This is a genomic window from Nocardia sp. NPDC023852, from assembly GCF_040639505.1.
Taxonomy (GTDB): domain Bacteria; phylum Actinomycetota; class Actinomycetes; order Mycobacteriales; family Mycobacteriaceae; genus Nocardia.
The window spans coordinates 113,189-138,240 of record NZ_JBFAAB010000017.1 but is presented as its reverse complement, the minus strand read 5'-3'; the positions used below and the strand labels follow the sequence as shown (position 1 = coordinate 138,240).

Annotated in this window: 22 protein-coding genes; 12 read left to right on the top strand and 10 right to left on the bottom strand. The window is 65.4% G+C overall.

What is annotated here, in order from left to right; genetic code table 11:
• Positions 1-140: 140 nt before the first annotated feature.
• On the bottom strand, positions 141-722 hold the full coding sequence (locus AB0H00_RS22255) for a hypothetical protein (protein WP_357269098.1): 582 nt from the start codon (positions 720-722) through the stop codon (positions 141-143).
• A gap of 612 nt (positions 723-1,334) precedes the next feature.
• Here AB0H00_RS22255 and AB0H00_RS22250 point away from each other — a divergent pair.
• Entirely contained in the window at positions 1,335-1,562 is a 228-nt protein-coding gene (locus AB0H00_RS22250; RefSeq protein ID WP_357269095.1) for a hypothetical protein, read from the top strand.
• Positions 1,563-2,401: 839 nt separating this feature from the next.
• Entirely contained in the window at positions 2,402-3,154 is a 753-nt protein-coding gene (locus AB0H00_RS22245) for a glutamine amidotransferase (protein ID WP_357269092.1), read from the top strand.
• A 62-nt stretch (positions 3,155-3,216) separates the two neighbouring features.
• Here AB0H00_RS22245 and AB0H00_RS22240 read toward each other — a convergent pair whose 3' ends face one another.
• The 3 genes from AB0H00_RS22240 to AB0H00_RS22230 all read right to left on the bottom strand — a co-directional run bounded on the left by AB0H00_RS22240 (position 3,217) and on the right by AB0H00_RS22230 (position 6,789).
• Positions 3,217-4,566 carry a family 1 glycosylhydrolase gene (locus tag AB0H00_RS22240; protein ID WP_357269089.1) on the bottom strand — a complete coding sequence of 450 codons (1,350 nt, stop codon included), beginning with the start codon at positions 4,564-4,566 and terminating at the stop codon, positions 3,217-3,219.
• Positions 4,567-5,507: 941 nt separating this feature from the next.
• The gene (locus tag AB0H00_RS22235; RefSeq protein ID WP_357269086.1) at positions 5,508-5,918 is read right to left on the bottom strand and encodes a hypothetical protein; all 411 of its coding nucleotides are present in this window, start codon (positions 5,916-5,918) and stop codon (positions 5,508-5,510) included.
• A gap of 187 nt (positions 5,919-6,105) precedes the next feature.
• On the bottom strand, positions 6,106-6,789 hold the full coding sequence (locus tag AB0H00_RS22230; RefSeq protein ID WP_357269083.1) for a hypothetical protein: 684 nt from the start codon (positions 6,787-6,789) through the stop codon (positions 6,106-6,108).
• 327 nt (positions 6,790-7,116) lie between these two features.
• Between AB0H00_RS22230 and AB0H00_RS22225 the strand changes: the two genes are divergently transcribed.
• Genes AB0H00_RS22225 through AB0H00_RS22215 form a run of 3 tightly spaced genes read left to right on the top strand, consistent with a single transcriptional unit; the run spans position 7,117 to position 10,025 of the window.
• Positions 7,117-7,677, top strand: coding sequence for a hypothetical protein (locus AB0H00_RS22225; protein WP_357269080.1), 561 nt, complete (start codon positions 7,117-7,119; stop codon positions 7,675-7,677).
• 3 nt (positions 7,678-7,680) lie between these two features.
• Positions 7,681-9,015: a peroxidase gene (locus AB0H00_RS22220; protein WP_357269077.1), complete on the top strand. Its 1,335-nt coding sequence runs from the start codon at positions 7,681-7,683 to the stop codon at positions 9,013-9,015.
• Positions 9,012-10,025 (top strand): hypothetical protein, encoded by a 1,014-nt coding sequence (locus tag AB0H00_RS22215; RefSeq protein WP_357269074.1) that lies wholly within the window; start codon positions 9,012-9,014, stop codon positions 10,023-10,025. The genes AB0H00_RS22220 and AB0H00_RS22215 overlap by 4 nt, the downstream gene beginning before the upstream one ends.
• 179 nt (positions 10,026-10,204) lie before the next feature.
• Here AB0H00_RS22215 and AB0H00_RS22210 read toward each other — a convergent pair whose 3' ends face one another.
• From AB0H00_RS22210 to pcaH, 6 genes are all read right to left on the bottom strand, one after another.
• On the bottom strand, positions 10,205-11,416 hold the full coding sequence (locus AB0H00_RS22210; RefSeq protein WP_357269071.1) for an acetyl-CoA C-acetyltransferase: 1,212 nt from the start codon (positions 11,414-11,416) through the stop codon (positions 10,205-10,207).
• A 28-nt stretch (positions 11,417-11,444) separates the two neighbouring features.
• On the bottom strand, positions 11,445-12,224 hold the full coding sequence (locus tag AB0H00_RS22205; RefSeq protein WP_357269068.1) for an IclR family transcriptional regulator C-terminal domain-containing protein: 780 nt from the start codon (positions 12,222-12,224) through the stop codon (positions 11,445-11,447).
• On the bottom strand, positions 12,221-13,408 hold the full coding sequence (gene pcaD / locus AB0H00_RS22200; protein ID WP_357269065.1) for a 3-oxoadipate enol-lactonase: 1,188 nt from the start codon (positions 13,406-13,408) through the stop codon (positions 12,221-12,223). Before pcaD ends, AB0H00_RS22205 begins: the two co-directional genes overlap by 4 nt.
• Positions 13,405-14,790 carry a lyase family protein gene (locus tag AB0H00_RS22195; RefSeq protein ID WP_357269062.1) on the bottom strand — a complete coding sequence of 462 codons (1,386 nt, stop codon included), beginning with the start codon at positions 14,788-14,790 and terminating at the stop codon, positions 13,405-13,407. The genes pcaD and AB0H00_RS22195 overlap by 4 nt, the downstream gene beginning before the upstream one ends.
• A 94-nt stretch (positions 14,791-14,884) precedes the next feature.
• Positions 14,885-15,511, bottom strand: coding sequence for a protocatechuate 3,4-dioxygenase subunit alpha (gene pcaG / locus AB0H00_RS22190; RefSeq protein ID WP_357269059.1), 627 nt, complete (start codon positions 15,509-15,511; stop codon positions 14,885-14,887).
• Entirely contained in the window at positions 15,504-16,223 is a 720-nt protein-coding gene (gene pcaH / locus AB0H00_RS22185; RefSeq protein ID WP_357269056.1) for a protocatechuate 3,4-dioxygenase subunit beta, read from the bottom strand. The genes pcaG and pcaH overlap by 8 nt, the downstream gene beginning before the upstream one ends.
• Before the next feature lie 154 nt (positions 16,224-16,377).
• Between pcaH and AB0H00_RS22180 the strand changes: the two genes are divergently transcribed.
• From AB0H00_RS22180 to AB0H00_RS22150, 7 genes are all read left to right on the top strand, one after another.
• Positions 16,378-17,124, top strand: coding sequence for a CoA transferase subunit A (locus AB0H00_RS22180; RefSeq protein ID WP_357269138.1), 747 nt, complete (start codon positions 16,378-16,380; stop codon positions 17,122-17,124).
• Positions 17,121-17,852: a CoA transferase subunit B gene (locus AB0H00_RS22175; RefSeq protein WP_357269054.1), complete on the top strand. Its 732-nt coding sequence runs from the start codon at positions 17,121-17,123 to the stop codon at positions 17,850-17,852. The genes AB0H00_RS22180 and AB0H00_RS22175 overlap by 4 nt, the downstream gene beginning before the upstream one ends.
• A 160-nt stretch (positions 17,853-18,012) precedes the next feature.
• Positions 18,013-18,777, top strand: coding sequence for an enoyl-CoA hydratase/isomerase family protein (locus AB0H00_RS22170; protein WP_357269051.1), 765 nt, complete (start codon positions 18,013-18,015; stop codon positions 18,775-18,777).
• Between the two features lie 181 nt (positions 18,778-18,958).
• The gene (locus tag AB0H00_RS22165) at positions 18,959-19,783 is read left to right on the top strand and encodes a PaaX family transcriptional regulator C-terminal domain-containing protein (RefSeq protein WP_357269048.1); all 825 of its coding nucleotides are present in this window, start codon (positions 18,959-18,961) and stop codon (positions 19,781-19,783) included.
• 490 nt (positions 19,784-20,273) lie between these two features.
• Positions 20,274-22,010: a 2,3-epoxybenzoyl-CoA dihydrolase gene (gene boxC, locus AB0H00_RS22160; RefSeq protein ID WP_357269045.1), complete on the top strand. Its 1,737-nt coding sequence runs from the start codon at positions 20,274-20,276 to the stop codon at positions 22,008-22,010.
• 6 nt (positions 22,011-22,016) lie between these two features.
• Positions 22,017-23,438 (top strand): benzoyl-CoA 2,3-epoxidase subunit BoxB, encoded by a 1,422-nt coding sequence (gene boxB, locus AB0H00_RS22155; RefSeq protein WP_357269042.1) that lies wholly within the window; start codon positions 22,017-22,019, stop codon positions 23,436-23,438.
• Between the two features lie 12 nt (positions 23,439-23,450).
• Complete coding sequence (locus tag AB0H00_RS22150; protein ID WP_357269039.1) at positions 23,451-25,052, top strand: benzoate-CoA ligase family protein; 1,602 nt, start codon at positions 23,451-23,453, stop codon at positions 25,050-25,052.

Here is a 25,052-nt window from a genome sequence, read left to right as displayed (position 1 = left end):
CGACACAGCGCGCCCGACTGGTGATAGCACCTCGTCCCATCGGATGTCCCGAGACCGCTCAGGCAATACGGATCATCGCATGCCGGAGCGACCTCGGGGTACATCCACGGTCGGTGGAATCTATTCCACCTTGACCCGACTCAGAGCACGACACCACCGACGAAGGCGCCGATCACGGCACCGGCGACGAGGCCGATGAACAAGCCGGGAATAGCGCCGACCACCAGGAACAGAGCACCGACCAGCGTGCCGATGACAGCGCCGATCGCGGCACCGACGACGACGCCGCCCACAACACCGACGGCGCCGATGTCCTTCAACTGAGCGACATTCTGGTTGTACTCCGCGATGTCGCCGACGGCGGTGGACTTGTCTGCCGGCCTGAGTGTCAGCGCCGTGCCTTCGGTATTGATATCGGGGCTCAGCCGAACCTGCTGTCCCGAAGCCTGGAAGGACATCGGCAGGCTCGCGACTACGACACCGTCGGGAGCTGTCACGGTAACCGCGGTCGCGTCGGGGGTCAACGCGAACCGGCCGGACTCCAAGGTGGTCGTCACCCCTGTGCGGTCCTCGGACAATCCACTGGTGTAGGTGACTCCTCGGTCGGTTCCGCTCGTCGAAGTGGAGGCGATGGTGCCCGGACCCGCGTGGGCAGTACCGGCCGCGATCCCGGTAGCCGCGATGGCCAGCAGCGATGTGACGACGAATTTCTTGATTCTCATGTGATGACCTCACTCTCGGTGCCGGTCTATCGATCGGCACCGCCGTTGAATCGGAAAATTCCAGCGGCTCACATCATTCCACCGAAGTGGCCGGATGAGAAGACTTCAAAAAACTCTTTCCGTTCGAGACGATCGCTTGTCCAAGTTGGCATCTCGTGCAAAGGGGCCATCCGCGTCAGTCCCGCCGGTTTTGCCCGCCTTGCCCGCCTTGCCCGGTCATACTTCGACCAACCATGACTTCGGTCCGGCCGATTTCGCTCGATGGCCGGCAGGACCGACCACGTCGAGCCTCGGTCCTCGGGACTCGTTGGAGGGCACCACCAGCGACACGTCATGCAGCCGCGGCATCTCCAGATGGACGTAGCCGATATGGCACTCGCAGACCGGGAGCGGATACGGGCACGGTGCCAGCGCCGCGCTCGAGTCCGACGGCTCGAAACAAGATCGTCCTATGGAGAGAGGGGTTAAACTAGCAGCCACGGGCGCGCTATCTTGGTGCGGCGCAGCTTGCTTGGGCTGACATGGTGGTCGTGAAAGGAGCGATACTCACGATGGACAGTGCATCAGCCGTGGTCGCAGAATTCGCAAACCTTCACTCCCGAGGACGAGCTCGTGACGATCGAGCTCACCATGTCGAGCATCGAGTGGGGCGGTAACGCGTGCCTGGCCGTCGCCGACGCCGCACTGTGGGTCGACGGGGCCGAGGTCTACCAGGTCCCCTGTCTGTCGGTCCGCCTGATGACGCCGCGCCGCACCCGACGGAGGAACTTCTCGACCCGGCCGCCGACGACTGGGTGGCGGACCACTGTCCCACATGGAATGTGCCGGCTCTCCCTCTGATGTCCACGGTGGACAGGATGTTCGCGGCTGCTCGTCAGGTGGGAAACGCCTGTGCGCTGCGCGAACTCCGGCTCCAGCGGTGGACTCCCGTGCCGGGCCCGACAAAGCTGCGAACCGAGGTACAGCGGACGGGTGAGGGTCACGGCGTCGGTGTGGCGCGCGGCGAAGAACCCCGCACTTTCGACGTTCGAGTCGACGGCCGCCGCCGTGCTCCTCTCGCGGCACACCGACCCCCGGCCGGCCGCGTGTCCGGCTCCCGCCGAACTGCGCCGAATCCGTACACCTCGGGTGCCCTGAGCCATGGCCCGTGTTTCCAGTACCTCGCCTCGCTGAAGTCGAGCGCCTCACGCCGACCGCTGGTCGTTGCTGGGGGATCGGGTATTCCTTGCGAACATCGGCCTCTCCTGGGCCGAGAACGGGGTTACCCTAGGCTCAGGCGGAGGTGGATGAGCTCGACTGGCTCACCGGCACGGTCACCGAGATCTACGCCCTCGACCGAAGTGTCGGCGTCGGGAGCGAAGGGCACCGGGGGCCGAGCGAACGACGTGAATCGACGCGGCGCGGACCGACTGGCCCAGATCGCACTGAAGGACCATGTCGGCGGCGGGCTCGGCGTCCATCCCAGCGAAGTCCACCTGACGTCGCCAGATCCCGGGCCAGTTACGGTGACGAGGTCTACCACCTGACGGTAACCGTCCTGGCCACATCCGGTGGTTGGAGACGCATGGCCGGTCCTCCAGGTAGCGGGCACCTGAAATTCCTGGTGTTCCGGCAGACGACCGGAGGAGTTTCGGTCAAGAACGCCACCTCGTGGCCGCTGATCTTCCACAATCTGATACATGCCCAAGCCTTGTCTGCTACTGCAGTTGCGGCCCGAGCGAGTGGCCGCGGACGACGAATACCACGCCATCCTGCGCGCGACCGAGCTCGACGTCGGCGACTTCGTGCGGGTGCAGATGGACCAGGCATTTCCCGACATCGACCTCGACGATTTCTCGGCGATCATCGTGGGTGGTGGCCCGAGTAACGTCAGCAGTCCCGACGACAAGAAGTACGACTACCAGAAGAGGTTCGAGCCCAAGCTGAAGGACCTGACCAGCGAGATCGTTCAACGGGACTTCCCGTATCTGGGCGCCTGCTACGGATTGAGCACCCTGGCGGACGTGCTGGGTGGAAAGGTCAGCGAGGAACGGTACGGTGAGACCGTCGGCGCGCAGACGATCGAATTGACCGACGCCGCCCACGACGATCCTCTCCTGCGGAGCATACCGCGGTCGTTTCGGGCGTTCGTCGGCCACAAGGAAGCCTGCCAGGAAGTTCCGCCCGGCGCGGTATTGCTCGCCGGGTCGGCTGGTTGTCCGGTACAGATGATCCGAGTCGGGCGGCACGCGTATGCCACTCAATTCCATCCGGAACTGGACGGCAACGGACTCGCCCTGCGCATCCAAACCTACCGGCACGCCGGCTATTTCGACCCGGCCGAGGCGGACTATCTCACCGCCCTCGGCCACCGAGAATCCGTCACCGTGCCGAGTGAGATTCTGCGTCGATTCACCACCCGATATTGCGGCAGCCGCAGCATCACCACCTAGTCTCGAGCTCCGTTTTTCGCGGTGGCGTTGTCCGGAATCATCGGCGGCGGTCCGCCTGCGCGCTACGGGCCCGCGACCGGGGACAGGCAGCTGGCCGGTGGATCGACAAGAAGGCAGATGGCCGGGCCGCGGGTGGGGCGGTAGTCGGCGGGGACACCGCCCTCGGCGACGATCCGGGTGTAGGCGCCGACGGCGTCGGTGGGGCGGCGAGTGAGGGTCGGGTCGGTGCGCACGTCGACGGTGTAGAGGCCGAATCGTGGTGTGTAGCTACCCCATTCGTAGTTGTCGGTGAGGCTCCAATAGTTGTAGCCGATCACGTCGATACCGTCGGCCTTGGCGCGCTGAATCCAATAGATGGTATCGCGGAGATGATCGCTGCGGGTGTACCCATCGGCGCGGGGACGGCCGTTCTCGGTGGGCATGCCGTTCTCGACGATGTAGAGCGGCTTGTTCGGGAAGCGGCGCGAATAGTATTGCAGCGCATAGTAGATGCCCTCCGTGCGCAAGGGCAGCTCCCAGATGTGCGGCCCAGGTATGTTCGGCATCGCCGATCCGCTGGCCCGCGCGATGGACGAGAGCAGCGATTGCGCCGGATCGTAGGCGAAGTAGTAGTCGACGCCCACATAGTCGAGCCGGTCCCCGATGCGGTCGACGAGCGCACCGTTGACCTGGGCCTCCGAGCCTGCGACATAGCCGACGTTGCTGGTCACCTGAGCGCCGGGCTGGATCTGGTGGATGTAGTCGTAGATGACGTTGTGTGCCTGCGCAACCCGCTCCAGCATCTCGGGCGCGTCGGCGCCGCCGTTGCGGACCTCGTGCACGATGTAGGCGACCGGCTCGTTCACGGTGACCCACAGCGGATTGTGGGATGCATAGCGGTCGACGACCTTGCGCATGTTGGTCAGCCAGTCGTCGACCATGCCTGGACCGCGCCAGCCACCGCGGTCGGCGGCCCATCCGGGGTACACCCAGTGGTCCAAGGTGATCATCGGCCGCATCCCGGCCTGCTCGATACTCGCGATGACCGCGTCGTAGAAACGGAACGCGGCCTCGTCCCAGACCCCCGGAGCAGGCTGCAGCCGGGCCCATTCGATTCCGATCCGGAACACCCGCACCCCCAGGTCGGCCGCCGTGCCGACGTCCGACGCATAGCGGTCGTAGAAGTCGACCGAATCGTGAAGGGCGTCGTAATCGTGGTTCGCGGAAATGTAACGTGTCCAATTGCTGTCGGGCGCATGGCCTTCGGACTGAAATCCGGAGGCCGCGACCCCCCAGAGGAATCCCGCGTCGAGTGGTGGTAAGGCGGCGGCCGGCCGAATCAGTGGGGCGGCCGGGGAGTGCGTGCAGAGCAGTAGGGTCGACGCGGCGGCGGCGAGCGCGGCCAGGACGTACCGACGGATCCGGGATCGCATCAGCTCAGAGTAACTGGATGCGCTCCGAATCGTTGGAAGATCCGCGTGTCCCGATATGCTCTACCGCCGCGCGGAGGATCATGCGGGTGGACATGCCGCGGCCGCGTCGTGGTTTCCCACTCGACACAAGTCGAGTCGGGGATATTGGTCCACCTGGCCGACGTCGAGCGATCAGGGCGGATCGGCTATCGACGGATCTTCCACCGCCACTGAAGAAGCCACTTTCCCCCTGAGGTAACCCGTGCGTGTAGCGGAGTCTTCGGTGCGGATCTCGCTTCGTATTCGTTGTGCTCGCGGTGCGTGGATCGGTTGCGCGGCAATGTTTGCCGTGGTCGATGAGCCTGAAGCGGCCACTGCCCGCTCGAATCCAGTCCTCCTCGGATTTGTTGTGCGCAGCATCCGATCATTCATGCCCGAACCGCGTATGAGCCCCGCGCAGATAGCTGTCAGGTAGCTGATGGATGTGGGTGTCGGGCGCATCCTGCGCCGATTGATCGACTCGACGTCATGCAGTCGCGGCACCGACCGATGAATCCCGACGGTCAGGCTCGCCTGCACTTCTTCCGGCGCTTCCTGGCAGTGGTCGACCAGGGCTCGAGCGTCACTCCTGCATCGAAAGGGCCGGGCAGTCGCGGGCACGTTCTTCTGCCGGCCGCGTGGGTTGGCTGGAATTGCTCGGTGATCGTAGCGGGGTGGTCACAGGAGTTGCTGTGGGACAGAAGAATTCGCGATAGTTCGCCCGAGTTCCGTGCGGCGGCGATGGAAGTGGTCGATCGGTCGCGCTCGGGCGCGGAGGTGACTCGAGAGGTGTACTTGCGAAAAGGTGGTGGAATACCGGATGTGTGTGACCGTTCCGCCGAGACGGCTCAGCGCATGAGACCAACCAGTGTCCTCAGAATTATAAAGATGGCAGTCATGCCGAAACATGCCAGTCCAATGACTCAGACGGTAAACATCTGCTTCATGGGTATCAGCTTGCCCACCCACCCGGCGTCCAGATCCGCGATGTCCTGGTGTGTTTCGAACGCTGTGCCGTGTGCGCCCCACGCTCCCGCGTGGAGCTCCTGCTGTTCGAAGCGCTCGAGCCAGAGCGCGTCTTTGCGTCCGGCGAGACGATGGCTCGCCATGAGCATGATCGAGATCAGTGAGATGATCAGCGCAAGGAGCGACGAAGCTATCCGCGCGAGGGGTTCGTTGTCGGCTCCCATCACTATACTGAATAAGAATGCCTGGGCGGTCAGGCTGACGGTAGGCACCTGCCAGAGTAGGTTTTCGTATTGAAGACGTCGGTTCGCCACGGTCTGGTAGACCATCTTCAGATCGGGCGAAATGGGTGAAGACGGCTCGTCCACCTGGGTACTGTGGCACAGTTCCGCAGGCCCGGTGGCGGGTTTCTTCCGGAGGTGCTTTACCTGTTATCCGCTCGCGTCATTCGGCATATCCTCACCAGCATGGAACCCGCGCGCCAGCCGGTTCAGCCGTGCGCGACCGAATAGGGTCGAATCAGGCGATTGTCATCTCATCGTAGCGTTGCCGGGTTCAATCGCCATGGTTACGTAGTTGTTCGATGAGTCCGGAGCGCGTCAAGATGAGGCTACTGACCACCAGCACCCAGGCGGGGAACGCAAGCGTCACCCACATGCTTGTCTCGCTGGCGATGAGCATCGCCAGAGCGAGTAGGTAGCTGAGGCCGGCGAGCCAGCGGGGCATCAGCCCGGTCTTCAGCCAAATCGTCGCGAGCGAGATCATGAATACGGCGGCCATCCGCAGTGCGTAGGTCTTGGTGACCGACAGCACGACCATCTTGCCGAAGCTGATCACCTCAGCGTGGGCGGCTGGGTCGGTGACCCCGGTGTTGCTCGCGACCAGGCCGGCGGCGACGGCGGTGGCGACGAACATCATCGCCACGAACAGCAGCCCGCTGCCGAGGAAGACAGACACGAAGAACCGGTCTTCGTATCGTCCGAATCCGTCGCGCACGACGGCGATGAACCATAGGAAGCTGATACCGGCGAAGGGCATCAGTACCGTCGCCGTGGTGATCGCTGTGTGTTGGCTGCTCAGCCACTGTGTCGAATCTTGAACGCCTTCGGGCATTTCGGCGCGGATCAAAATCAGTGTTGTGCCGAACAACGCCGCGAAGATCACTCCCGCCAATGCGGCGGCTCGCGGCGTTGACAACTGGCGCGGTGCCGGCTCGATGTGCTGCGGCGGTATCGACATTACGTCATCCTGTCAAACAGGGGGCCCGCGGACGAGATTTTCGCTGCTTACTGTCGAACTGGACAGTGAGGCCGGACCGCAATGCGCCGGTCGGTAATATATTTGAATTGTCAAGCACATACCAGGAAGTGCGGAAGGGGCTCGGGTCAGCGGAATCGACCGAAAATATGTTAATCAGCTACTTTTCCAGACGCACGTCGACCGAGTCTCGCCGTGAGGTGACTTCGGCCCCGATTTTGGCGACTTCCGGGGTTTTCGGCGAGACGTGCAGTCCGTAGGATGGGTCTCGATGTCCGGCTTACTGCAGTAATGAAGGTAGGTGACGACATGCCGGGGACCGATGGCGACTGGAGTAGACCGGCGGCGATGGCCATCCCCGAGGAAGGCTATTTCGAGCTGGAGCGGGGTAGGTATGGGCCGATTTATCCACGGACCCCGGCCGGCTATGGTTTCTCGATCATCGCGAAGGTGAAGCCGGGTCGAGAAGACGCCATTCGCGCCTACGGCAAGCAGATAGAGGACGCGGTGGCGGGTAGCCCGGATGTGCTGGCGCCGCTGCGGCTGCATTATCTGCGGTGGGTGTTGTTCGATGTCGGATCGGGATTGCATTTCCAATATCAAGGGATCTTCGACACCGATTTCGACAAGTACACCGAGGATGCCGTGGCGCTCTTCGGCAAGACCGGTATCACCACGGTTTTCACCAATCTCGAAGGATTCCCCGAGGATTGGAAGGAAAACCCGGAGGCGTTCGTGAAATTCGTCCGCGAACATCAATTTCCGAGCTTCCTCGAGTACGGCGAGTATCCCTACGTCACCGCTGACAAGATCAAAAAGGCGTTGCGGCTCGAGGCGGCGTTCTCCGACATGCTCGATCAGATGCAGTGATCAATGCTCGAACTCGACGATATACAGCACATCCTGCTGACTCGGACCCCGGCGTTGACCGGCCGCTATGAGTTCCTGTCCTTCGATGATCCCGCCGGGGGCCGGGCATGGTTGACCGCGCTGCTGGACCGGGTTCAGTCGGCTGCGGACGCGCGCGCCACGATGGACGGCTCCCAGCGCTGGATCACGCTGGCCTTCACCTGGCGGGGGCTGCGGGCGCTGGGGGTGTCGGAGGAAGCGCTGTCCACTTTCCCTGACGAGTTCTGTGAAGGTATGGCCGCCCGCGCCGACATTCTGGGCGACACCGGCGCTGATCATCCCGATCACTGGGTGGGTGGGCTGGCCGGTGATGACCTGCACGCCATCGCGATCTTGTTCGCCCGCACCGATGTCGAACACCGGCGGTGCACCGCCGAACACAACAGGCTCGTAGCGCGCTGCCCGGGTGTGCGAGTGTTGTCGTTCTTGGATTTGAACGCGACGCCGCCATTCGACTACGCCCATGACCACTTCGGGTTCCGAGACCGGTTGTCCCAGCCGGTGGTCGAAGGATCCGGCGAAGAACCGACACCGGGCTCGGGTGCACCGTTGAAACCCGGTGAATTCATTGTGGGCTACCCCGACGAGGAGGGGCCACCCTACGGGCTGCCGCAGCCGGAGGTTTTGTCCCGCAACGGCAGCTACATGGCCTACCGGCGACTGCAAGAACACGTTGGGGCGTTTCGAGATTATCTGCGAGCGCATGCCGACACCCCGGACGAGCAGCAGCTACTTGCCGCGAAATTCATGGGCCGCTGGCCCAGCGGCGCCCCTTTGGCGCTGGCCCCCGACCGTGATGATCCGCAGCTGGGTGCCGATCCCATGCGTAACAATGACTTCAACTACAAGGAGATGGACCCGCATGGCTACGCAGTGCCGCTGGGCTCGCATGTGCGGCGGCTCAACCCACGTGACACTGCGGTCAACATGAACCGTCGAAGGATGATTCGCCGCGGCGCTACCTACGGGCCGGCCCTGCCCGAGGGCGCTCCCGATGATGGGGTGGACCGAGGCATTGCCGCGTTCATCATCTGCGCCAGCCTGGTCCGTCAGTTCGAGTTCGCCCAAAACGTGTGGATCAACGACAAGACTTTTCACGAACTCGGCAATGAACGCGACCCCATCTGCGGCACCCAGGACGGTGCCCTGGAGTTCACGATCCCCAAGCGACCCATCCGTAAGGTGTGCCAGGGCCTGCCGGCGTTCACCACGCTCAGGGGTGGTGCGTACTTCTTCCTGCCGGGTATCAGCGCCCTGCGATACCTGGCCACGCTCGGCAGTCGTGAGGTGACGTCATGAGCACCCGCTCTCCGGCCCGCACCTACAACCAGAGCCACGTCTCGCGCAGGCACGATGGGCGACGGCGGATCAGCATTTATTGGACCTGGAGCTATCCGTGGGAGTCCCAACGCGATCCCGCCGAAATGTATAACCGCTTCTCCACGATGACCGAAGTCCGCAACGTACTGTGGCCGAGCTACGAGATTCCCGAGTACGACGCGGAGCACTTTCTGCAAGGCATTGCCGGCACACTCGAGCTGTTCCATCGCTCCACGCTGGCGTTTCAGCAGCTCGCCGGTGCGGCGACCGGGCATCCCGTCGCGGTGTTCCAACGCATCGACCAGGCCGGCTACACCTTGCCGATCGACGAGCGGATCCTGGCCGACACCGACACGCTGATGGTGTTCGGACTCGATCACGTCCTGTCCGAGCAGGAAGCCGCACCCGAGGAAGGCGCCGCCCTCCGCGAGTGGCTGCAACGGGAAGGCACCTGCCTTCTGTTGGCGCCGCACCACGACGTGGGCTTCACCGACGACTACACGCAGCGGCAAATCGAATACGCGCATCACGGCGACCGCCTGGTTCCTCGTCAGCAGCGATTCGGCCAGTACACGCGCTCGCTGATGAAAGCGCTCGACGTACCGGTGCACAACAGATGGGGACTGCGTCCCGCGGTCGTCGACGACACCGGTGAGATCGCCCCCCTGACCGGCTTCCGCGATCTTGACGCACCCCGGTTGCTGGACAACGTCACCACACTCAACTTCCACCCCCATCTGCCGCACTACGAACTCACCGCGCCCGAAAGCGACTCGCTACGTGTCCTGGGCCGCCAACGCATCGACCCCACCCGGCCCCACCCCTTTACCGCGGCCGGTAACACGGAGTTCAACGCACTGATCTGGATGCCACCCACCAGCCCACGCGCCGGCGACATCGTGCTCATCGACTCCACCAACTTCACCACACTGTTCGGTGGCACCGACAGCCTCGAAAACCTCTGGCACAACCTCGCCGCCATGAGATGACCGAGATTTCGTCGGCATCCCCCCTGTTACCTCATGGCGGTCCGCGCCGCTGAACGCTTGTTCGGCCCGGCGTCAGTAGTCGATGAAGAGGATTTCGTCCCGTGTGTAGTCGTGGCCGGGGTGGTTGGCGGCGAGGTGCGCATGCAGTGTCTCCGGCACCGCGGACCTGCCCGTCGTGGCTAAACCAGTCGTTCGAAGACCGCCGCCAGTCCTTGTCCGCCGCCGATGCACATGGTTTCCAGGCCGTATCGACCCTCGCGTCGCTCGAGTTCGCGCAGCAGGGTGGCCAGGATGCGGGCGCCGGTAGCGCCGACCGGGTGGCCGAGGGAGATGCCGGAACCGTTGGGATTCACTCGGGTGTCGCCAGGATCGAGCTTCCAAGTGCGTAGTACGGCGAGGGTTTGGGCGGCGAAGGCCTCATTCAGCTCGATGACATCCATCTCGTCGAGGGTGAGATTCAGCCGGGCGAGGGCCTTTTCGGTGGCGGGTACCGGTCCGATACCCATGGTGCGTGGGGGGACTCCCGCCACTGCCCAGGAGGCCAGCCGGGCCAGCGGGCGTAATCGGAGTTCGCTGGCCTTCTCCGGGGTCGTGACGACGCACACCGCGGCGCCGTCGTTCTGACCGCTGGCGTTGCCCGCGGTGACGGTCGAGTCCGGGTCGATGCTCGCTCGAATCGGACGCAGGTCAGCCAGGGTTTCCAGGGTGGTGTCGGCGCGCGGGTGTTCGTCGGTGTCGACCAGGAGCGGATCGGATTTACGTCGCGGTACCCTCACTCCCACGATTTCCTCGGCAAAACGTCCGGAGGTTTGGGCGGCGACGGCACGCTGATGCGATTGGACGGCGAGGGCGTCCTGATCAGCTCGGCTGATAGCGAATTCGGTGCGCAGGTGCTCCGCGGTTTCGATCATGCCGCCGGGGACCGGGAAGTTCTTGCCACCCGCGGTGACTCGGGCCCTGGCCAGTCGGTCGCTGAGCGCCACGCCCTCACCCTTTATGCCCCAGCGCATGCCGGTCGCATAGAACTCGGCCTGGCTCATCGATTCGACACCGCCCGCCAGCACTAGGTCGCTGCCGCCGGTGGTGACCTGCATGCAGGCCTGGAGGATGGCCTGTAGCCCAGATCCGCAGCGCCGATCCACCTGCAGGCCGGGCACCTCGACGCCGAGTCCGGCGTCCAAGGCGGCGATGCGGCCGATCGCGGGGGCTTCGCCGTTGGGTGCGGCCTGCCCGAGGATGACGTCATCGACCTGGTTGCCGTCGATTCCGGTGCGAGACAGTAGCTCCGAGATGACTGTCGCGGCGAGGGTTTCCGGCGGGATGTCTTTGAAAACTCCGCCGAAACGGCCGACGGGGGTCCGCAGCGGCTCGCAGATAACGGCTTCGGGCATAACAGTTCCTTTGCGGTGAAAAGGGGGTTCACGTTTGCGTCTGGACACGGGTGAGGTCCAGAGCGATGGCCTCAGCGGTCGCCAGCAGCGGCGGCACCAGATCCTTGCGCACGGCCGCTGCCGAGTATCGGGCGGCTTGGGTGGAGATGTTGACCGCGGCGACCACCGTGCCGGTGTTGTCGCGGATCGGTGCGGCCAGTGACCGCAGCCCCTCCTCGAGTTCCTGGTCGACGATGCAGTAGCCGTCGGCGCGTACCTTCGCCACTTCCTTGCGCAATCTGTCGACGGTGATGACGGTCCGTCCGGTGAGCGGGACGAGCATGACATGCGTGAGGTAGTCCTCGAGCGCGGCGTCGGACAGCCCGGCCAACAGCACCCGGCCCATCGAGGCGGCGTACGCGGGGAATCGGGTGCCGATATTGATAGATACCGTCATGATCCGGCTGACCGGGACCCGCGCGACGTACACCACGTCCGCACCGTCGAGGATGGACACCGAGGTCGACTCGTGCACTTGCTTGGCCAGCGATTCCAGATGGGGCCCTGCTACGTCCGGCAGCGTGAGGCTGGAAAGATAGCTGTAGCCGAGTTCCAGCACGCGAGGCGTCAACGAGAACAGTGAACCGTCGGTGCGAACATAGCCGAGTTCGACCAGGGTGAGTAGAAAGCGCCGGGCGGTGGCCCGAGTCAGGTCCGTGGCCTTGGCAACGTCGCTGAGGGTGCGGCGCGGGTGTTCGGCGTCGAAGGATCGGATGACGGCCAGCCCGCGGCCCAGCGATTGCACATACTCCGGTGATGGTTCGGTCATGGTCGGTGCGGTTCCTCCTCTGCGGTGGACCCGGCCGGTCCGACACCCTCCGCGAGCGCCGCTTTGCCGAGTCCGAAGGCGAGGTTACTGTTCGGCACGCCCGCATAGATCGCGGTGTGCAGGAACACCTCCGCGAGTTCGGCGGGTGGCACGCCGGCCCGCAGCGCCGCGCGGATGTGCATATCCAGTTCGTGGGTGTTGCCGACCGCAGTGAGGATGGCCAGGGTCAGCAGCCGCCGGGTGTGCTGGTCGAGCCCGGGCCGGTGCCACACATCGCCCCATGCGGTGCGGGTGATGAAATCTTGAAACGGAGCGGTGAATTCGGTAGTGGCGGCGATCGCGCGATCCACGTGCGCGTCGCCGAGTACCGACCGGCGCACCCGCATCCCCGCATCGAATGCGGCTGCGCGCTGCGCGGGAGCGGCGATGTGCGCGGCGATCAGGGCCGACACCGGTCCAGCCTGCTCGACACTGGCCAGGTGCGCGGCCGGATCCAGCACGTGCAGTGCGGAATTCGCGATGCCCTCGGCGACGAGGCGCAGATCCACCGGGGTGGTGGCCGGATCCTGCGCGCCCGCGATCACCAGGGTGGGAGCTGTGATGCGGGCCAGATCCGCGCGGCCGTCCCAGCTCGCGATCGCTTCGCAGCAGGCGGCATAGCCTTCGGCGTCGGTGGTCGCGACCATGGCCCGGCAGCGCGCGATGAGCGCTGGATCTCGTTCGGCCAGTGCGCCGGAGAACCAGCGGGCCACCACCGCTTCGGCGATCGCGGCGGTGCCGCTCGCTCGCACCGTCGCGGCGCGGTTCAACCACCCTTGCGGCGCATCGAATTTCGCGGCGGTGCACAGCAGTGTCAGCGTGCGCACCCGAGTTGGTGCGTGCGTGGCGATCCACTGCGCGACCGCGCCGCCGAGCGACAGCCCGACCAAGTGCACCGCACAGCGATCGAGTCGATCGAGTAGTGCGAGGACATCACCTGCCAGTTCATCGATTGTGTATGGCCCTGCGGGCGTGGGGGATTCACCGTGACCGCGCAGTTCCACGACGATCACCTCATGCGCGGCCGACAGGGCGGCAACCTGTGGAGCCCACATGGTGCGATCGGATCCGAGCGACCCGAGCAGGACCACGGACGGGGCTCCGCCGTCCGCTCCGGTTCGGTGATGTGCGAGTGCAACGGTCATGATGATGCCTCTGGCGTGGTCGGTCCGGGATCTACGGCCGATGGGGGGAGGGTGCGGGATTCGAGTCCGGCCACGCCGCCGCGCTCGGTCAGCACCCGATCGACGAACTCACGAGCGTGACCAAGGTATTCGGCGGCGTCCAGCAATTCACGCAACCGGGCTGGTCCCAGGTAATCGGTGAGCGCGGGATCTGTAGCGAGCTCGGGGTTTTCCTTGGTGGCGGCGGTGGTGACGATCTCCCGCGCCGCGTCGGTATGCGCCGAGAGCGCTCCGGTGACCCGCTCGGCAAGCAGTAGCCCCTTGCTGACCGCGAGATTGCGGGCCATCGCCTGAGGGTGCACGTGCAGGCCGGTCAGGCTCTGCGCCAAGCGATGAGCGGCACCACCGGTGAGCCGCAGCAGGTCGGTTGTCGTCTCCCATTCGGCATGCCAGGCACCGGCGCCGCGCTGCAGTTCGTGATCCATCGACCCGAGGGCGTCGGCGACCAGTCCGGGCACCCGGCGAGCAGCCGCCCGAGCGGTGATCGCGGCGATCGCGTTGCGCTTGTGTGGCATGGTCGAGGAGCCGCCGGGGGAGTCCTCACTGACCTCGCCGACTTCACTGGCGGCCAGGGCGATGATGTCGGTGGTGGTCTTGGCGATCGCCCCGGCGGCGACACCGAGCGCGGCCGCCAGTTCACCGATCCGCGTCCGCTCGGCATGCCAGGGAACGCCTTGATCGGCCAATCCGAGTTCGGTGGCAAGTTCGGTCGCGACGGCCAAGCCGTTAGGATGCAGCGCCGCGAGCGTGCCCGCGGCGCCACCGAATTGCACCGGCAGCTCGGCCAGCACCGCGGCGAGTCTGCCCGCGGCGCGGTCCAGGCCCGCGCACCAGGTCGCGGCCAGTGTCCCGAAGGTGGTGGGCAGGGCCTGCTGTCCGAGTGTGCGGGCGGCCATCAAGGTGTCGCGGTGCGCGCGCGCCAGTGCCGCCGCGGCGTCGGCGGCGGCCCGCAGATCCGTGACCACGAGGACACCGGCGCGCCGGGCGAGCAGCATCAGCGCGGTATCGAGGATGTCCTGGCTGGTAGCGCCCTTGTGCACGGCTGCCGCGGGCACCCCCGCCGACTCGCATGCCGCGCGCAGCTGTCCTACCAGCGGAATCACCGGGTTGCCGCCTGCCACTGCCGCCCGCCCCAATTCGGCCGGGTCGGTGCGCTCGGCCAGCTCTTTCGCGGCCGCGTCGATGGCAGCCGCGTGCCCGGACTCGATGACGCCGAGGTCGGCCTCGGCCCGTGCCAGTGCCGCCTCGACGTCCAGCAGCGCCGTGATCCAGGCGCGGTCCGACAGCGCGGGCCCGACCGCGGCGGCCCCGAAGAGGGGATCGAACAGCTCTCCACGTGACACGCAGGCTCCTATAGAGGGTTGAATTTGTCGGTGTCTACCTGTAAGGCGGTCTCGCGTCGGAAACGGCTTTCGGAGGTCCGAGCGGGAGGCCGGGTCAGAGGTAGAAGAACGGCGTCTCGTCGCCGTCCGGGTCGGGGTCCTGCACGAGGATGTCCAGGTGGTAGCCGTCGGTGGTAGCGATGGCGATCAGCTTGTGCCGCTGTGCGTCCGACAGTGATCCCAGAACTGGGTCGGCGGCATTGGCGGCGGCCTCGTCCGGGAAATACAGCCGGGTGATGAGCCGGTTCAGCATGCCGCGCGCGAAGATCGACACGTTCAGGTGCGGCGCCTCGGTCGTGCCGTCGCCAGCCGGGTTGGTGCCCGGTTTGACGGTGATGAAGCCGGCGGTGCCCGTGGTGTCGGTGGGGCAGCGTCCGAACCCGCGAAAGGCCGGATTCGTTTGGGGCCGTGGATCGTCCGGGTGCGCGAAGACGCCCTCGGCATTGGCTTGCCAGAGCTCCACGAGCGCGTCGGCGACCGGCTCCCGTCGGCCGTCGATCACCGTGACCGTGATCGTGATCGTGCCCTCGGCGCCGGGCGTGACCACCTCGGGTCCGTCCGGCCAGAGCAGGCCGATGTGCAGGTAGGGGCCCGCGGTCTGGGATGGGGTCGGCCCGAATTCGACGGTGCTGAAGTCGCCGGGTACGACGGGGTAGCGGGGTGCGAAGCCGGTGTCACTCATCGTGGTCGTCCTCCTCGAACGGCGTCTCGTCGCGGCCGCGCAGCACGATGTCGAAGCGGAATCCCAGCGTCCAGTTGTCGGTGGTAGCCGCATAGTCGAAGACGCTGATCATGCGCTGGCGGGCGCCGTCGGGCACCGAGTTGTAGATCGGGTCCTGGAAGAACAGTGGATCGTCCGGAAAGTACATCTGGGTGACCAGGCGCTGGGGGAATGCCCGGCCGAACAGGGAGAAATGGATGTGGGCCGGTCGCCATGCGTTGTAGTGATTACCCCACGGGTAGGCGCCGGGCTTGATCGTGGTGAACGAGTAGTGGCCGTCGGTGTCGGTCAAGGTCCGGCCCACACCGTCGAAGTGCGGATCCAGTGGCGCCGGCCACTGGTCGCCCTGGTGCCGATAGCGTCCCGCGGCGTTGGCCTGCCAGATCTCGACCAAGGTGGTCGGCACCGGCTTGCGGTCGCTGTCCAGCACCCGGCCGTGGACGACGATGCGCTGCCCGCTGGCCTCGCCGCCGTTGACGAGGGTGAGATCGGCGTCCGCGGCGATGACCCGGCCTTCGCCGAGCACCGGACCGGTCAACTCCCCGAGCCCCTGCGGGAGCAGGTTCAGCGGCTGCTTCGGGTGGCGTAGAGCGGTCGTCCGGTAGTCCGGAAAGTCGAGGGGCGCCTCCTCGCCCTTCTCGATCCCGCGGTACCGCGATGGCAGGTGCAGCATGCTCGATACCTCGCGTTCGTAATGTGGACATAATTGCGGTATACGAACAGCATAGGGCTCGACGCGTGGCCTAGGCAACGCGCTGGAGTAGAAATGTTCGACATACGGATGCATGTTCACAATACGTACAGCTTCGGTTATGGTGGTGCTCGTGATGGACAAAGTCATTGCCGATGCCGCCGACGCGGTCGAGGACATACCGGATGGCGCCTCGCTCGCAGTAGGCGGCTTCGGCCTCGTCGGAGTTCCCGGAGTGCTCGTCAACGCGCTGCTCGCGCAAGGGGCCACCAGCCTGGAAGTGGTCAGCAATAATTGCGGTACTTCGGGTTTCGGGCTCGGTGTGCTTCTTGCCGCGCATCGGATCCGGCGCACCATCAGCTCCTATGTCGGCTCCAACGAGGAGTTCGCGCGCCAGTATCTGGCCGGTGAGCTCGAGGTGGAACTGACTCCGCAGGGCACCCTCGCCGAGCGCATGCGAGCCGGTGGTGCGGGCATCCCGGCCTTCTTCACCCCGGCCGGCGTCGGTACCCAGGTCGCCGAGGGTGGACTTCCGCTGCGCTACGACGGCAACGGCGGTATCGCGATCGCGAGCCCGCCGAAGGAGACCCGTGTCTTCGGCGGGGTCACCTATGTGATGGAGCGTGGCATCGTCACCGACTACGCCTTGGTGCATGCCTGGAAGGGCGACCGGCACGGCAATCTGGTGTACCGGGCCAGCGCCCGCAACTTCAATCCACCCGCCGCCGCAGCGGGCCGTATCACCATCGCCCAGGTCGAACATCTGGTGGAGCCGGGCGAGCTCGACCCGGACGAGGTGCACACCCCAGGTATTCATGTGCAGCGCGTCGTGCCCGTGGGCAAGGTGGAGATCGGAATCGAGAACAGAACGGTGCGGCCATGAAGCGGACTCGTGAACAGATGGCGGCCCGGGTCGCCGCGGAACTGGCGGACGGCCAATACGTCAACCTCGGGATCGGTATGCCGACGCTGGTGCCGAATTATCTGCCTGACGACATCACCGTAGTGCTGCACTCCGAGAACGGCGTGCTCGGTGTCGGCCCGTACCCGACCGAGGACGAACTCGATCCCGAGCTGATCAACGCGGGCAAGGAAACCATCACCGTGCTGCCCGGTGCCTCCTACTTCGACTCCGCACAGTCGTTCGGCATGATCCGCGGCGGCCAGGTCGACGTCGCCGTGCTCGGCGCCATGCAGGTCAGCGCCCGCGGAGATCTGGCCAACTGGATGATTCCGGGCACAATGGTCAAGGGCATGGGCGGCGCAATGGATCTGGTGCACGGCGCCCGCCGCGTGATCGTGATGATGGAACACGTCTCCCGCAAGGGTGAACCCAAAATCCTCGAGCAGTGCACCCTGCCGCTCACCGGCTTGGGCTGCGTGCACCGGATAATCACCGACATGGCGGTGCTCGACATCGCCGAACATGGTCTGTTGCTGGTGGAAACGGCACCGGGAGTCACCGTCGACGAGGTGCGCACAGCCACCGCCGCCGACTTTGCCGTCGACTCCGCACCTCTCGCCCAGTGTCCCGGCATGGCCAACGCCGCGATGGAGGTCTACGAGGCGGTTGGCTCCACCGCTCCATTCGACCCCTCCGGCGTTCCGTAGGAGTCCAGGCGGGACAGGGCCGGTCAGGCGCGAAGTTGGTCGCGACCATCGGGGTCCCCTTGTCGCAATAGTCGACATAACATGTAAGATTCGTTAATGTTATGTTGAATATATGCGGGGCAGGTGAGCATCCCACTCGCTGGAGCCGACAGGAGTGGGCATGGCGGAATTCGCCACATTGCGCATCGAGCGCCGTGTCGACAGGTTGTGGGTCACGCTGCATCGGCCGGCTGAGCGCAATGCCATCGACGCAGCCATGGTCGCCGAATTGCACGAGATTTGTGCCGAGCTGGAAGCCGAACCAAAGGTGCTGGTGCTGACCGGCGGCGTCGAGGGGGTCTTCGCGGGCGGCGCCGACATCGGACAATTGCTGCGACGCCGCTGCGAGGATGCGCTGGATGGCATCAATCTGCGGCTGTTCGAACGCATCCGGGCGCTGCCGATGCCGACGGTGTCGGCGGTCGACGGCTGGGCGCTGGGCGGCGGCGCCGAACTGGCATATGCCTGCGATATCCGCGTGGCCACCGGGCGAGCCAAGTTCGGCCAGCCGGAACCGCAGCTTGGCATCCTCCCCGGCGCGGGCGCCGCGTTCCGGCTGGTGCGCCTGCTGGGAGAGAGCGTCGCCAAACAGGTGCTGCTGGCGGGCCGCACGCTCGCTGCCGACGAGGCGTTGCGGCTGGGCCTGCTGCTCGAGGTGACCGAACCGTGGCAGCTGTTCGAGACCGCCGATGCGGTCGTGGACCGGATGCTGCGGGGCTCGGCCATGGCGTTGCGCCTGACCAAGCTGGCCGTAGATGCGCCCGAAGGAGCGCACCCGCATGTGGATCTGCTGGCCCAGGCCGTGCTTTTCGAGGACGCGGAGAAGTTCGAGCGCATGACGGCGTTCATGAATCGCAAGCGGGACAAGGGGATTCGACGTGGGTGACGATGTGTTCGTTTGGGCGGTGCATCCGCGACCATGTCTCGACGCCGTCGGATCGGTTGCCGATAGAAAGTAATGCGAAACTTCTTGTTCGGACGGTGTCGGCAGCGAGGGAGGCTCTGACGTGGCGAGCGCATCACAGGGCGCTGGTAGTTCCGGTGGACCAGCCGGCGCAGTACCCGCGGTGAGCCGACGGCGTGAGGTCGGTGAAGGCAGTGCGCGCTCGCTGTTGATGACGATCCTCGGCGAGTTCACGCTCCCGTTCGGTCAACCGGTGTGGACCGCCACCTTGGTCCGTGCGCTCGGGTTGGTGGGTGTGGAGGAGAAGTCTGCGCGTCAGGCCTTGGCGCGGACCGCCGCGGAAGGCTGGCTGGCCTCGGACCGCGTCGGCCGTCGAGTGCGGTGGACGCTGACCGACGCGGGCCGGCGGCTGCTCATCGAGGGTGCGCAGCGGATTTACACCTTCGGATCCGGCGAGCAGTCATGGGACGGCCGCTGGCTGGTGGTACTGATCTCCATCCCGGAATCGATGCGATCCCTGCGGCACAAACTACGCACGCAACTCAGCTGGGCTGGGTTCGGCTCGCCTTCACCCGGCGTGTGGATCTCGCCGCGCACGGCGGTGGAGGCGGACGCGAAGGCGATCCTCGACGATCTCGACCTCTCCGGCAAGGCTCTTTCCTTCGTTGCCGAATACGGCGCGCTCGGCAACCAGCGGGACATGGTCGCCGCCGCGTGGGACCTTGCCGAGATCGAGCACGACTACGAGGAATTCATCGCTGAATTCGCCGATCTCGACCCGCGGTCGTCCAGCGACGTCTTCCTCGCCCAGATCCGGCTGGTGCACGAATGGCGCCGATTCCCGTTCCTGGACCCGCAACTGCCGCAATTGCTCCTGCCCCCGCAGTGGAGTGGCACGGCGGCGACCAGGCTGTTCGAGGACAAGCACACCCGGTGGCGGGAATCCGCGCGTCGGCGGTGGAGCGAGCTGGCCGCCGAGGATCACTGAGCGATGATTGGGGTTGCGAAGCCCCGTCCGTGAATCGCTGGTGACTGTAGCCCGAGTCCGGCAGGCGCTGTCGCTCGGATCCCATGCACGGCGAGGACTTCCGCTTCGTCGGAGTGGATTCCTTTCGCGCGCCGGGAGCGGAAGCCCGCGTCGTGAGCACTGATCATGATGCCCGTCGCCACGTTGCGGCTCCTGCGGTCGTTCGCCCGACTCGCCTGCGAAGGCGGTTGGCTGCCACGCAGATCGCGTGCGGGATGCCGTGTTCCCGCCGTTTCGCAATGGCGCGGTGGCGATGCGCGCGAGTTGCACTTCCGGTGGTTCGTCGGCGCGGCGAGCTTAGGTGGCATGCCCTGCTCCCTGCTCCGAGATCGTAGATGGCGGGACCAGCGCGTGCGGCCGCAAGCAAATATCTACAAAGATATGTCGCATCTCTTAATTGATGTAGTATGTATTCATCGAGAAAAGGTGATGGCCACCACGAGGAGGATTCATGGCAGTCGCTACCGATGTGGGTCACGAGCCCCTCGTCTCAGCCACCGGCGCTGCCGACGCCGTCGCAGCACCGGAGGTTTCGTTCGACACCCACCCGGACCGCTATCGGCATTGGCGATTGCGCGTCGACGGGGCGGTGGCCTGGCTGATATTGGACGTGGCCGAGGATGGCGGACTGGTTCCCGGCTACGAATTGAAGCTGAACTCCTACGACCTCGGTGTCGACATCGAGCTCTACGACGCGACGCAACGGCTGCGTTTCGAACACCCCGCAGTGAAGACGGTCGTTGTCACAAGCGGTAAGGAGAAGGTGTTCTGCGCGGGCGCCAATATCCGGATGCTGGCCGCCTCGCCGCATGGGTGGAAGGTGAACTTCTGCAAGTTCACCAACGAGACCCGCAACGGCATGGAAGATGCGACCGCGAACTCCGGGCAGACCTATCTCGCCGCGGTCAACGGTGCCTGCGCGGGCGGCGGCTACGAGCTCGCGCTTGCCTGTGACCACATCGTGCTGGTGGACGACAACTCCTCGGCGGTGTCGCTTCCGGAAGTGCCGCTGCTCGGGGTGCTTCCGGGCACCGGCGGACTGACCCGGGTGGTGGACAAACGTCGGGTGCGTAAGGATCTGGCCGACATCTTCGCCACCCGATCCGACGGTGTCCGTGGCAAGACAGCCGTGCAGTGGGCACTGGTCGACGAGTTGGCGCCGCCGCGAATGTTCGAGGAAGTCGTGCGGGAGCGGGCTACCGAGCTCGCGGGACGGTCGAACCGCCCATCGGACGCCGACGGCGTCGAACTGCTCCCCTTGAATCGCCGGATCGGCCCGAACCTCATCACCTACGATTTCGTCACCGCCGAGTTCGATCGGGCCAACTCGGCCGTGACGATCACGGTCCATGCGCCGGTGGACCGGGCCCCGGCGAACATGGACGCCGCCGCCGAGCAGGGCGCCGCGTTTTGGCCGCTGGCGCTCACCCGGCAGCTCGACGATCTGATTCTCCGGTTGCGCACCAACGAAACAACCATCGGTACCTGGATTTTCGAGACCAGGGGCGATCTCGATACCGTCGAAGGCTACGAGCACCTGTTGCTGGTCAATGCTGAAAGTCATTGGCTGGCGAATGAAATCGTGCAGTACTACAAGCGCACGCTGAAGCGCCTGGACGTCACCAGCCGCAGCCTGATCGCCCTGCTCGCGCCGGGCAGCTGCTATACCGGCATGCTGGCCGAGCTGGCGTGGGCCTGTGACCGGCAGTACATGCTCGACGGCCCGCCACTCGACGACGAGGGCAGCGAGGCGCGGGCATCGCTGCGGTTGACGGCGGCCAACTTCGGTGTCTTCCCGATGGGCAACGGCCTGTCTCGATTGGAGTCGCGCTTCTACGGGCACGTCGATCACCTGAATTGGTTGCAGGACACGGAAGTCGGCAGCCAGCTCAGCCCGGCGCAAGCTGCCGAGCTGGGCCTGGTCACCGCCGCGCCGGACGACATCGACTGGGAGGACGAGATTCGCCTCGCGGTGGAGGGCCGCGCCGCGCTGTCACCGGATGCCTGCACGGGCATGGAGGCCAATCACCGGTTTGTCGGACCGGAAACTCTGGAGACCAAGATCTTCGGTCGGCTGTCGGCTTGGCAGAACTGGATCTTCGTCCGGCCCAACGCATCCGGCGCGGATGGCGCACTGCGTCGTTACGGCACCGGCAAGAAGGCCGTCTTCGACAGGAAGCGGGTGTAACCCATCATGACCACGTCGATCAACTACGAGGACAAGATCCCCAACAACGTCGATCTGTCCTCGGATCGCAGGCTGCAACGCGCCCTCGAGGGCTGGCAGCCGAAATTCCTGAATTGGTGGGGTGAGATGGGTCCCACGCTGGAGACACACGGCGTCTATCTGCGGACCGCGGTATCGGTCGGCCGCGAGGGCTGGGCGCACTTCGGCCATGTCGCGCTGAACCAGTATCGGTGGGGGATCTTCCTGTCGGAGCCCAAGCCGGACCGTCGCATCGCCTTCGGTGAACACATGGGCGCGCCGGCCTGGCAGCAGGTGCCCGGCGAATACCGTGCCGATCTGCAGCGGTTGATCGTGGTTCAGGGTGATACCGAGCCCGCCTCGGTGGAACAGCAGCGGCTGCTCGGGCTGACGGCTCCGTCGCTGTACGACTTGCGAAACCTATTCCAGGTCAACGTAGAAGAGGGCCGGCACCTGTGGGCGATGGTGTATCTGTTGCACGCCTTTTTCGGCAGGGAGGGTCGTGAGGAGGCCGAGGCGCTGCTGTTCCGCAACTCCGGCAGCCCCGACTCGCCGCGCATCCTCGGCGCATTCAACGAGAAGACCGCCGACTGGCTGGCGTTCTACATGTTCACCTACTTCACCGACCGTGACGGCAAATACCAGCTGGGCACCCTGAAGGAGAGCGCGTTCGACCCGCTGTCGCGCACCTGTGAGTTCATGCTCAAGGAGGAGGCGCATCACATGTTCGTCGGCACCACAGGTATCGACCGGGTGGTGCTGCGGAGCGCCGAACTGATCCGCGAGCACGACACCATGGACATCGCGTCACACGGCGGTATTCCGCTGGAGATCATCCAGAAGTACATCAACTTCCACTACAGCGTTTCATTGGACCTGTTCGGCAGCGACACCTCCACCAACGCCGCGAACTACTTCACCGCGGGCTTGAAGGGGCGCTGGCAGGAGGAGCGCCGCACCGACGACCATCAGCTCACCAACGACAGCATGTTCATGGACGTGCCCACTGCCGACGGCACCTGGGGGCAGCAGGAGCTCTCCGCGTTGCTGGCGCTGAACCTGGATCTGCGCAGCGAGTACATCGCCGACTGCCGCAGCGGTCTCAATCGGTGGAACAAGATCCTCTCCGACAGCGGGATCGACTTCCGGTTGAGCCTGCCGAACATCGGGTTCAACCGCGAGGTCGGCGCCTACGCCGATTTCCACATCAGCCCGGCCGGCACGATCCTCGACGCGGCGACCTGGGAGCAGGCGCAGCGGAATTGGCTGCCGACCGACGAGGATCTGTTCTTCGTCCAGTCGCTGATGCAGCCGGTGTACCAGCCGGGCAAGATCGCCAGTTGGGTAGCTCCGCCGGTGCATGGCATCAACGGCAAGCCGTTCGACTACGAATACGTCTATCTCGCCTGAGGCGGCTGCGCGATGAGTTCTCTAGCACCGGCGACGACTGCCACGCCGCTGTTCAATGCCGCCGAATACCTGGTGGATCGGCACATCCGGGAAGGAAGGGGCGCCCGCACCGCGGTCCTCGCCGCCGGCCGCACGCTCACCTACCGGGATCTGGCCGACGAAGTACACCGGGTCGCGGGCGGGTTGCGGCTGCTGGGTCTGCGACCGGAGGAACGGGTGCTGTTCTGCATGGCAGACGATGTGGAATTGCTCACCGGGATCCTGGCGGCAATGTATGTCGGGGCGATTGCGGTGCCGGTGTCCACCATGCTGACCGGGCCGGAGCTGGGAAAGGTGCTCGCCGACTCGAGGGCCCGAATCTTCTGTGCGTCAAGCGAATTCGCTGCAGCAGCCGCTCCGGCAGTGGCGGCTGCCCCCGAGGTTGTCGATGTGGTTTTCGACGGTACTGGAGATATCGAGGTGGCCGCGGGCGTAGCGGTGCATCGCTGGAAGGACCTTGTCGGCGGCGAGCCGGTCGCGACCGCCTACGGCACGTGGGTGGACTCGCCAGCGCTATGGCTGTACACCTCCGGTACCACCGGCACCCCGAAGGCGGCCATGCACCGGCACGGCAGCATCCGCGACGTCGCGGAGTACTACGGCCGTGGGGTGCTGGACATCGCGCCGAGCGATCGGTGCTTCTCGGTGGCGAAGCTGTTCTTCGCTTACGGTATCGGAAATTCGTGCTTCTTCCCACTCTCGGTCGGCGCTACCACAGTGCTGGAACGCGCCCGTCCCACCACTGCGGTCATCGCGGAGCGGATCCGGACCGCGCGACCGACGTTATTCTTCGCGGTCCCCACGTTCTATGCGTCGCTGCTGGGCAGCGATCTGCCGGACGATACCTTCGCTACGGTGCGGCAAGGTGTTTCGGCAGGTGAAGCGCTACCTTCGGCACTGTTCGAACGGTTCCGCGACCGGTTCGGGGTGGAGGTGCTCGATGGCATCGGGTCGACCGAGGCGCTGCACATCTTCCTGTCCAACCGGCCGCGGCAGGTGCACCCCGGTTCGTCCGGGGTGCCGGTGCCCGGTTACCAGGTGCAGTTGCGTGACGATAACGGCGTCGTCCTCGATGCGGTGGGGGACTCGGGGACTCTTTTTCTCAAGGGCTCGTCCGTCGCGTCGGGCTATTGGTGCCGGGCCGAGACGACCCGGCAGGTATTCCAAGGCGAGTGGCTGTGCACCGGCGATGCCTACCTGCGCAACGACGACGGTACCTACAGCTGTCTTGGCCGTTCCGGGGACATGCTCAAGGCCGGCGGCATCTGGGTGTCGCCTGCCGAGGTCGAGGAGCGCTTGCTGCAGCATCCAGACATCGCAGAGGCGGTGGTGGTCGCCGCACCGGACAAGTCGGGCTTGGACAAGCCCGTGGCCTGCGTGGTAGCGCACGCCGGCCGCAGCGTGGACGCGGAGGAGCTGATCGCGTGGTGCCGGGACGGATTGGCGGCGTTCAAACGGCCGCGCGCGATGGTGGCGATGGTGGAACTGCCCAAGACCGCGACCGGCAAGATCCGCCGCAACGTGCTGCGCGAGCGGGTGGCCGGCGTGCTGACCGGATCTACTGAAGTGACTTAA

Bases quoted from the DNA above. Each gene is read 5' to 3' on its own strand.
- AB0H00_RS22180 (WP_357269138.1), top strand. From the start codon at position 16,378: ATGGACAAAGTCATTGCCGATGCCGCCGACGCGGTCGAGGACATACCG.
- pcaH (WP_357269056.1), bottom strand. From the start codon at position 16,223: ATGCTGCACCTGCCATCGCGGTACCGCGGGATCGAGAAGGGCGAGGAG.
- boxC (WP_357269045.1), top strand. From the start codon at position 20,274: ATGGCAGTCGCTACCGATGTGGGTCACGAGCCCCTCGTCTCAGCCACC.
- AB0H00_RS22205 (WP_357269068.1), bottom strand. From the start codon at position 12,224: ATGACCGAACCATCACCGGAGTATGTGCAATCGCTGGGCCGCGGGCTG.
- pcaG (WP_357269059.1), bottom strand. From the start codon at position 15,511: ATGAGTGACACCGGCTTCGCACCCCGCTACCCCGTCGTACCCGGCGAC.
- AB0H00_RS22175 (WP_357269054.1), top strand. From the start codon at position 17,121: ATGAAGCGGACTCGTGAACAGATGGCGGCCCGGGTCGCCGCGGAACTG.
- AB0H00_RS22215 (WP_357269074.1), top strand. From the start codon at position 9,012: ATGAGCACCCGCTCTCCGGCCCGCACCTACAACCAGAGCCACGTCTCG.
- AB0H00_RS22225 (WP_357269080.1), top strand. From the start codon at position 7,117: ATGCCGGGGACCGATGGCGACTGGAGTAGACCGGCGGCGATGGCCATC.
- AB0H00_RS22245 (WP_357269092.1), top strand. From the start codon at position 2,402: ATGCCCAAGCCTTGTCTGCTACTGCAGTTGCGGCCCGAGCGAGTGGCC.
- AB0H00_RS22150 (WP_357269039.1), top strand. From the start codon at position 23,451: ATGAGTTCTCTAGCACCGGCGACGACTGCCACGCCGCTGTTCAATGCC.
- AB0H00_RS22170 (WP_357269051.1), top strand. From the start codon at position 18,013: ATGGCGGAATTCGCCACATTGCGCATCGAGCGCCGTGTCGACAGGTTG.
- AB0H00_RS22230 (WP_357269083.1), bottom strand. From the start codon at position 6,789: ATGTCGATACCGCCGCAGCACATCGAGCCGGCACCGCGCCAGTTGTCA.
- AB0H00_RS22255 (WP_357269098.1), bottom strand. From the start codon at position 722: ATGAGAATCAAGAAATTCGTCGTCACATCGCTGCTGGCCATCGCGGCT.
- AB0H00_RS22220 (WP_357269077.1), top strand. From the start codon at position 7,681: ATGCTCGAACTCGACGATATACAGCACATCCTGCTGACTCGGACCCCG.
- boxB (WP_357269042.1), top strand. From the start codon at position 22,017: ATGACCACGTCGATCAACTACGAGGACAAGATCCCCAACAACGTCGAT.
- pcaD (WP_357269065.1), bottom strand. From the start codon at position 13,408: ATGACCGTTGCACTCGCACATCACCGAACCGGAGCGGACGGCGGAGCC.
- AB0H00_RS22210 (WP_357269071.1), bottom strand. From the start codon at position 11,416: ATGCCCGAAGCCGTTATCTGCGAGCCGCTGCGGACCCCCGTCGGCCGT.
- AB0H00_RS22240 (WP_357269089.1), bottom strand. From the start codon at position 4,566: ATGCGATCCCGGATCCGTCGGTACGTCCTGGCCGCGCTCGCCGCCGCC.